The sequence below is a fragment of the Leptospira vanthielii serovar Holland str. Waz Holland = ATCC 700522 genome (assembly GCF_000332455.1).
Lineage (GTDB): Bacteria > Spirochaetota > Leptospiria > Leptospirales > Leptospiraceae > Leptospira_A > Leptospira_A vanthielii.
The window spans coordinates 1-8,443 of sequence record NZ_AOGY02000066.1 but is presented as its reverse complement, the minus strand read 5'-3'; the positions used below and the strand labels follow the sequence as shown (position 1 = coordinate 8,443).

Below are 8,443 nucleotides of genomic sequence, written 5' to 3'. Positions count from 1 at the left end.
TTTTACATAAGAAACATCCTGAACTTGGAAATGACTTCAGAATAAATATAGATAATATACATAAAGAAAATATATTTGTTTCTAAGAAATACGAATCACCTTATCCTATTATTGACTACCTTTCCAAAACTATAAAACGCCACGTATAATGCTCTCAATCTTAATCAGGTCGATTTTCTTGACAATGGTTCCATTAATCTTCATAATAAAGATAAATCTTTTTCCTTTTCTAACCATGAATTTGTAAATAGATACATCAAACACATCATTCCACAAAACATTAAATCTATTCGTTATTCTGGTTTCTACAGCTCTGCTAGTAAATCTAAGTATGATCTCGTAAATCAACTCTTCGGAGAACAGAGTAAAGAAGAATCAGAATCAAAAATCAATGATGATTCGATTCTCGATGAGAATCATAAATTCCACAAATCTTGTCCTGTCTGCAATCAAAGGATGATTCTGTTAGAAGAAGTTGACGAATTCAAAGTTCCGGATATTGTTTACATCAAATTTGGAAAGGATCCGCCTACGGAAGAACTATTTACAAGACTTGTCGCTTAACTTTGACTCAATTTTGGACTATTAAATTCCTTAGTGAGAAAAAACAGGCAGCAAGCCAAACTTAGCATAGGGCACAGCAGATAACAGCGCGGAAACGCTTCGCTTCGGGACTTCGCCCTCGCTTGGCCTGCGGCACATTCCTCTCCGTCACGCTTCTTGCTCCGCAAGAAGACGCGCCGACGCTAACGCCTGCCCTGCAGGCTCAGCTAAGAGGAACGTCGTCTCCGCTAGTTCGTTATGCGTAGTCGTCTATTTATTAGTCTCAGCAAAATTTAGAACTACAGTTTTATATATTTCACTAAGATCAGAATCAGAGACTTTTTCAATAAAAAATCTATTCTTACTTTCTTGAAAGGTTCCCATTTTTCTTCCTAAATAATTTGCATACCATCCATCTTTCTCCATATAATATTCTGTAAAAGTAAAAGTTTCATTTTTATGAGTTTTTGGATAGAGGAATGTTATCTTGTTTGTTCTGATTCTAAATTTAGTTCCAGGGGATAATCCAAGTGTTATAATCATGGTAGAATAAGATAGAAAATCACTGATATTTTCTAAGGTTTTGTATTTACCTTCTTCTATATTTTTTTCAAAATTTACTATAATTAAATCAAAAAGTTTAATTTTATCCTCAGAACGAATTGGGATTAATTTTAAATTAGCTTTCTCAAGTATATTCTTAAATTCATCAATATTATTGGAAGTTGAACCTGTTTCACTTTCCTTGTTCAAAAATATTCCAATTTTTTTCTCCTTTTTGATCTCCCTTTTTTTAATATGGTTTTCAGGAAATTTATAATAGTAAGTATAAAATCCCCTGCATTGAGTTAAACTCAAGATAATTGCAAAAATATTGAGAAGTATTAATTCTTTTTTTAAATTTAATTTCATATTTTTTTAAGTAAATATTTAAGACGATTACGCATAACGAACTAGTGGAGACGACGTTTCCCGACCCTGAGTCCCGGACGGGACGTTAGGGACTGGCACGGAGTTTGCGGATGCAAACGAGTGACAGAAGGGAAATGTGGCGTAGCCCAAGCGAGGCCTTGTGCCGAAGCGCAGCGTTTCCATGCTGTTATACGCTGGCCCGGATTCTCGTGAATAAGAATATTTTATTGAAATTTGAGATAACTATCGAAAGAAAATTCATTTAGCAACATTGTATCATCTTCAAAAAATCGAATTCTATTCTAGCAGTTTAATATTTTTTTTCTTGAATAGTTTTATATAGCGCTTTCGTAAATTCATATTTTTACTTCATCACTAGAATCATTTCTAAAAATCTCTGTAGTGACTTGGTTATTTGAAGTGACTAGTTCTATTTCAACTCCATCTCTTTTTTTATCAGAAGAGATTTGAGTTTTATATTGAATATTTGTTCATAGAGATTCTATAGAATTATTTTTTTTTAAAATTTATCTGCGTTTATTCGATTCTAGAATTTATTTGTCTTAATGCATCATCCATGTAGTAAATATTTAATTGAGAATCTATACTTTTATGCTTAATACTCGATTTTTTAATCCAATTTAGAAATTTTTTAAAGAAAATTTCAAAGTTTGCAACATCATATTCAAGTTTATTCGAAAGAAAGTTCTTAGCCCAATATATTCTTCCAGCCTCTTTACTTTCGAAGTTAGATTTACAGATTTCAATGATGGGGCCTATACTTTCATTTTTTATATAGTGATAGGGTGGTTGTGTTTTCGTAATTCCATATTCTGGATTCCAAAAGAAATCTGTATTCCAAATAAGTATCCTGTTATAAGGTCTGTCTAAATTAGAAAAGTCCTTAATTTGTATGTTTTCTCTCTTATTTGAGAATGATTGATAGAATTTGCATCTGAAATTCCCTTCCAGATAAAATTGAATTTCAGCTAGATCTTTTTTAGTAGCGAAAAGTTGGATTTGTTGTCCCAAGATTTTTTCCAGTTTATATTTTTTTCATAAATTTTCCGGGCTTGCGTATAACGAACTAGGGGAGACGACGTTCCTCGTAGCTGAGCCTCTGTAAGAGGCGTTAGCGTCGGCGCGAATCTTGCGTAGGCAAGAATCGTGACGGAGAGGAATGTGTCGTAGACCGAACGAGGCCTTGTGCCGAAGTGAAGCGTTTCCCCGCTGTTATACGAAGTCGCAAACTAGACGATCAAATGAATACCGATGGTGAAACATTGAATTTTTCCGCAAGAGCTTTGATTTGTCGTACATTTAATTCTCTTTTTTCATTTAAGATTTCAGAAACAACACCTTGGCTTCCTAAAATGTTTAGATCTTTTTGAGTTAAACTATTTTCTTGCATAAGGAACTTTAAGACTTGGATAGGTTCAGCATTAGGTTGTATGAAATGATCATTTTCATATTCTTCAATCAAATTACCTACAGTTTCAAGAAGCGGAGCTAATTGATGTTTTTCATTATTTCCAACTTCATCAATTAGTTCATCAAGAACCTTAACTAATTTTTTATATTGTTTATCAGTATGAGGTACAGAGAGAATATCTTTAACATCATCCCAAACATTCTTAACTTTTTCAATTTCTAGAATCATAAATTTTCCCTTTTCCATTTACCTTTATCATATTCAGAATGTGTTAAAATGTTTCTTACAAAAACTTTTTGCCTATTGAAATGAATAGCAGCAATCAATCGAAAGTGATTTCCGCTTATATTAAAAACTGTAAATTTTCCAACTTGGTCCACGGAATTGAAAACTTTCTTCAATTCATTAAAGTCCTTAAAATGTGTATTTTTAATGATTTTAAACCAGCTTTTTAATGAAGATTCAGAATTAGGGTGTTTTGCAATGAAATCATCCAATTTCTTCCAGCTGATAATATGCACTAGTCCAGAGAATATCTCAAAATGAGATATGTCAATGGTTTTTTTAATTAATTTAAGTGTTACTCATGTTCCGAGGCATACATTTTTGCGATTTCGTATAACGAACCAGGCTAAACGACGTTCCTCGGAGCTGAGCCTACGGAGTAGGCGTTAGCGTCGGCACATCTCCTTGCTTTGCAAGGAATGTGACGGAGAGGAATGTGCCGAAGGCCAAGCGAGGGCTTGACCCGAAGCGCAGTGTTTAGCCGATGTTATGCGTAGTTGGTGTTATTTAATTTTCCAAGTGCTAATTGCTAATTTAGCTAAATACTTTTGCCTAGTATCAATTGTCTCTTTATTCCATTCATTATTTGTAACTAGTGAATTTGTCAATTTGAATGATGAAGTTTGATAAATACTTTTTTTCTTTCCGAAAGAATCATCCTTTATCCCTGAATTAATTTTCTTCTTCAATAAGCAAAGATTGCCCATTCGGCGAAAATAGAACTGGTGATCACCTTCCGAAAAATAACTCCAATTTGGACTAGGCTTTTGAGGCAGAATATGTTCTAGGGTAATTTGTTCGGAATTTTCGTTTAAAATAAATTCTGGTTCCTCTTCGTTTATTAAAGTTTTTTCTAACGATCTTAACAAATATCGAGCTACCTCTGGTTTGTTTGAAGAGTAAGTCGCAAACGATTTTTCAAATTCCTCATCTGTAGGAATTATTCTCTTCATTTCTTCAAGAAGCGAATCTGCGGTTTTTATTTTCTTATCACTAACTAATTTTGCCTTCTCAGAAAAATTTGTTTCTAGTCCCGAGCTGCCTAATCTACCACTTATTATGAATCTAATTGTCCATGATAATAATCGTTTAATGGTCTTTTCCAATTCAGACTTTTCAAAATTTTGTAAAATTGCCAGAAGTAAAGGTCTATTTTGTTGCATGCCAAGCATTTTTAAAATTGAAATTGCGCTCCTAGTTTCTTGATTATATTTTTCCCAAACTTCATGATCTGTATTTAATAAAGCTGTATAGTAATATGATGCAAAAACAAGATTTTCAGAAAGTTGAACTGCTTCAGTGCTGTTTGAAATCTTATTTTTTATTTTTGAAAATAATTCCCTATGTCTGGTTAATCCTTCTTGTGTTGACCAATAATGTCTAATAAAATCAACAAGCAGATTTTCTTTATCAATGGCTTCTAGGTAAGAATTCATTTCGATCCAGTTAGATTGGACGGATTTAATTTTTTTACCAGATTTGGAAAATAAAAGATTTTTTAATAAATCTGAAACTGTGAGAACTAATCCGCGATCATTCAGCGTTTCAAAAATGGTATAAGCGTAAGAATAATCTTCGACCTGAATCCAAATAACTTTTACGTTTTCTTTAATAAAGTTTATCCATTTCGCAAACTGTTCATTTTTTTCCCTTTTACCTATGATTTCCTTTTTTATAAACTTAACTGCCAGATTATAAGCTAGTAAAAGTTTTTCATGCGATTCTTTATTAAAACTAGATGTATTCTTTTTATTTCGTGAGACGATCTGCTCGCTATAGAAGATATTGTCTTCTGTGTTTAATTGTAAATTTTGAATTAATTCTAAAGATTCAATATCCTTCGAAAAGAGATAGTCCTTCTCAATTATGTCAGCTCTTTCCGTATCGCCAATATCAATAAGTATATCTCGAAATGCAGTTAGCAGAATAGAGGTTGTTGCAATTCTTTGTTGTCCATCTACTATTTCGCTAAAGCCGTCTTCGGTTTTTAATACTACTATTGAACCTAAGAAATAATCTTCAAATTTGTGTGAAACTGATTCATTTATATCTTCAAATAAATCATTGATTTGTTTTTCTTCCCATGAATAGGATCTTTGGAATGGCGGAACAGAAAGTTTTCCTTCGGATAATACTTTTCCGATTCCTTTGATATCAATTTGAGACTTATCTATTTTATTCATACTTTGTTTTTTAATTTATTTCACCAATTACGCATAACGAAATAGCCTTAACGACGTTCCTCGGAGCTGAGCCTACGGAGTAGGCGTTAGCGTCGGCACGGAGTCTTGCGGAGGCAAGAAACGTGCCGGAGAGGAATGTGTCGCAGACCGAGCGAGGGCTCGTCCCGAAGCGAAGCGTTAAGGCGCTGTTATGCGAAGTAAACCAGGTTTACCTTTTTTATTTCGGCGCAAAAAAGATAATCATTACTCCAATTAAGGCAATGGCTGATCCGATTAGATCATATTTATTTGGAATAAAATTATCAAATTTCCATGCCCAAGCAATTGACATTACTATAAAGATTCCACCGTAAGTAGCGTATGTTCTTGCAAAATTTGCAGGTTGCCATGTAGCCACTACCCCGTAGAATCCTAAAATAATAAATCCAAGTATACCAATTCCTACTGATTTATTTTCACGAATCCAAAGCCAAACTAAATAACCGCCACCGATTTCGCAAAGACCGGCTAAAATGAAAATGAGAGTTGGCTTTAGGTAAATAAGGAATATTTCGGAATTTAACAATTTAAGCATGAAGGTTTTTTATCAATAAAATTGCAATTAGGTGAACAAGCCGATTCAACTTTCTTCAAATCTTCTTTCAGTTTTAAAAGAGAATTAATTTGTGCATCAATAATTTCTATATTTTTATTAAGAGACTTTGAAAGATCATTACAGTCGAGAAGATTAGGATTTCTGATTCTAGTTAAATTGTTTATTTCAGATAAAGAAAAATTCAATTTTCTGAGTGTGTGAATTAGTTGCAGTTGTTCTAACACATCGGAAGAGTATTCTTTATAATTGTTGTCTTTACGAATAATAAGGCAGTTTTTGAAAAGTCCCTCCTTTTCATAGAATCGTATGGTATCTCTGGAAATCCCTGTTTTTTTAACAATTTCACCAATTAACATATTTTTTTCCAAACCCCTATTGACAATGGAGTTAACTCCACGGTTTAGACTGATTAAAAATTAGATTGAGGTCTAAAATGTTTAAAAATACGAATCCATTATTAAAATGGTCTGGAAAGTTATCAATGTTAGGAATAGGACTTTGCGGGTTATGTTGTCTTGCACCTTTAATTATAGGTATAAGTGGATTAGCTGGATTTAGTTTTCTCTTTGAATGGAGTGAAAAAATAGGATTATTTTTACTCGCTTTGAGTTTAGTTCTACTAGTTGTATGGAAATTCAAGAAGAAACCACATGCTTGTTCAATCGATTGTTCCTGTAATCCTGCGAATACAAAATAGATTTTGGTTTATTTCGCATAACGAACTAGCCTTAACGACGTAGGCTGGCCCTGAGTCCCAACGGGACGTTAGGGACTGGAACGACACTTGCGGATGCAAGGGGAGTGCCAGAAGCCTATGTGTCGCAGACCGAGCGAGGGCTTGTCCCGAAGCGAAGCGTTAAGGCGCTGTTATGCGACGTTTTCAAGATTCTAACATATTATTTTAAAATTAAATAATGTAAATTTAATTCAATTTGCTATAAATGGGAACTTGAGACAATATTGCAGAATTTTTTATTGGGATTGTCTTCACATTCTTGGATAGATTTATTAAGCTTTTCCTGAATAGAAATAAGTTCAGAAATTCTGTCTTTTATGATAAGTAATTTGTTTTCTAGTTTAATTTGAACTTCTTTGCATTTGGAATCCGAGTCATATAAATTTAAAAAACTTCTAATTTCAAAAAGTGTAAATCCAGAATTTTTAAGAGAATTGATCAATTCGACTACGCGTATTTCTTTTTTAGAGTAAACTCGATAATTATTCTCCTTTCTAGACCCTTTCAAAAGTCCTTCTTTTTCATAGTATCGAATGGATTCCTTTGATATTTTGCAAATTCTTGAAAACTCTCCGATATGCATAAAATTACCTTTTTTGAGAATAATAAAAAAATGTAAACCTTCTAGTAAACTATAATGTTGTCACATATATATAGCAAGGAAAATATATTCGGGAGAATTGCCATGTACAAGATATTTAACGATTTTAGGATTCAAGTGAGTGCTGGTTTTTTATTAGCGATATCTTCTTCATTATGCTGTGTTTCTCCTATTGTTGGAGTAATTGGAGGATTCACTGGAATTGCTTCGGCTTTCAGATGGTTAGAGCCTTATCGATCATTTTTGATAATCCTATCTATGGTAATATTTAGTTTACTATGGTATAATCTTATTACTAAATCCAAAAAATCTGATTTGGATTGTGATTGCGAAAGAAGTATCTTCAATCGTTTTTTTTACAGTAAAATATACTTAACTTTTGCCACGATTCTCAGTTTGTTTTTATTTCTATTTCCAAATTATAGTTCAATTTTGAAACCAGTAAATGAAGTAAAAGGAAAATTAGAAAGTGAACACTTGGTATTTGCCGAATTTGTGATATCAGGTATGACATGCGTTGGTTGCGAATATAGTGTGAATACTGCTTTAGTGGAATTAACTGGAGTTTTAAAAGTAACTTCGGATTATAAGAAGGGAGTTACACAAATAGTATATGATAAAAGAAAAGTCGGTATTCAAGAATTTAAGGATATTATACAGAATAAAGTTGGATATAAAGTAATAAATATAAAAGGTGAACGAAAATGGAAATAATTACATTATCAACTATAACTTGTCCAGAGTGCGGGTTTAGAAAGAAAGAAGAGATGCCTATAAATGCCTGCCAACATTTTTATACATGTGATAGTTGTTTGTATTACATGAAGCCTAAGAATGGTGATTGCTGTGTATTTTGTTCTTTTGGAACAGTGAAATGTCCTCCGAAACAAATTGAAGGATGTTGTTAATTCCTCAATTAATTAATTTAAAATTTGACTTTGAAAATGTCGCATAACGAACTAGTGGAGACGACGTTTCCCGACCCTGAGTCCCGTTAACGGGACGTTAGGGACTGGCACGGAGTTTGCGGATGCAAACGAGTGACAGAAGGGAAATGTGGCGTAGCCCAAGCGAGGCCTTGTGCCGAAGCGCAGCGTTTCCACGCTGTTATACGCTGGTTGCTAGTATAGAATTATAGTTTATCCCAATTTGGGAT

General features: G+C 33.3%; 11 protein-coding genes. 3 read left to right on the top strand and 8 right to left on the bottom strand.

What is annotated here, in order from left to right; genetic code table 11:
- Positions 1–192 precede the first annotated feature (192 nt).
- Positions 193–564, top strand: a complete 372-nt coding sequence (locus LEP1GSC199_RS21905) for a transposase (protein WP_332307940.1) — start codon at positions 193–195, stop codon at positions 562–564.
- Between the two features lie 249 nt (positions 565–813).
- Here the strand turns inward: LEP1GSC199_RS21905 and LEP1GSC199_RS16335 are convergent, their stop codons facing one another.
- The 8 genes from LEP1GSC199_RS16335 to LEP1GSC199_RS16295 all read right to left on the bottom strand — a co-directional run bounded on the left by LEP1GSC199_RS16335 (position 814) and on the right by LEP1GSC199_RS16295 (position 7,269).
- Positions 814–1,455 (bottom strand): hypothetical protein, encoded by a 642-nt coding sequence (locus tag LEP1GSC199_RS16335; protein WP_002987675.1) that lies wholly within the window; start codon positions 1,453–1,455, stop codon positions 814–816.
- A gap of 537 nt (positions 1,456–1,992) precedes the next feature.
- The gene (locus LEP1GSC199_RS20565; RefSeq protein WP_002987669.1) at positions 1,993–2,487 is read right to left on the bottom strand and encodes a hypothetical protein; all 495 of its coding nucleotides are present in this window, start codon (positions 2,485–2,487) and stop codon (positions 1,993–1,995) included.
- 226 nt (positions 2,488–2,713) lie between these two features.
- Entirely contained in the window at positions 2,714–3,115 is a 402-nt protein-coding gene (locus LEP1GSC199_RS16325) for a helix-turn-helix domain-containing protein (protein WP_002987684.1), read from the bottom strand.
- Entirely contained in the window at positions 3,112–3,384 is a 273-nt protein-coding gene (locus LEP1GSC199_RS16320) for a type II toxin-antitoxin system HigB family toxin (RefSeq protein WP_002987690.1), read from the bottom strand. Before LEP1GSC199_RS16320 ends, LEP1GSC199_RS16325 begins: the two co-directional genes overlap by 4 nt.
- Before the next feature lie 291 nt (positions 3,385–3,675).
- Positions 3,676–5,355, bottom strand: coding sequence for a DUF262 domain-containing protein (locus tag LEP1GSC199_RS16315; RefSeq protein ID WP_002987672.1), 1,680 nt, complete (start codon positions 5,353–5,355; stop codon positions 3,676–3,678).
- Positions 5,356–5,572: 217 nt separating this feature from the next.
- The gene (locus tag LEP1GSC199_RS16310; protein ID WP_002987667.1) at positions 5,573–5,929 is read right to left on the bottom strand and encodes a YnfA family protein; all 357 of its coding nucleotides are present in this window, start codon (positions 5,927–5,929) and stop codon (positions 5,573–5,575) included.
- Positions 5,914–6,306, bottom strand: coding sequence for a MerR family transcriptional regulator (locus tag LEP1GSC199_RS16305; RefSeq protein WP_002987687.1), 393 nt, complete (start codon positions 6,304–6,306; stop codon positions 5,914–5,916). Before LEP1GSC199_RS16305 ends, LEP1GSC199_RS16310 begins: the two co-directional genes overlap by 16 nt.
- Positions 6,307–6,885: 579 nt before the next feature.
- On the bottom strand, positions 6,886–7,269 hold the full coding sequence (locus tag LEP1GSC199_RS16295) for a MerR family transcriptional regulator (RefSeq protein ID WP_002987678.1): 384 nt from the start codon (positions 7,267–7,269) through the stop codon (positions 6,886–6,888).
- A 102-nt stretch (positions 7,270–7,371) separates the two neighbouring features.
- Between LEP1GSC199_RS16295 and merTP the strand changes: the two genes are divergently transcribed.
- Positions 7,372–8,001 carry a mercuric transport protein MerTP gene (gene merTP, locus LEP1GSC199_RS16290; RefSeq protein ID WP_002987681.1) on the top strand — a complete coding sequence of 210 codons (630 nt, stop codon included), beginning with the start codon at positions 7,372–7,374 and terminating at the stop codon, positions 7,999–8,001.
- Positions 7,992–8,195: a GDCCVxC domain-containing (seleno)protein gene (locus LEP1GSC199_RS22210; protein WP_081431666.1), complete on the top strand. Its 204-nt coding sequence runs from the start codon at positions 7,992–7,994 to the stop codon at positions 8,193–8,195. The genes merTP and LEP1GSC199_RS22210 overlap by 10 nt, the downstream gene beginning before the upstream one ends.
- The last annotated feature ends 248 nt before the right edge of the window (positions 8,196–8,443 follow it).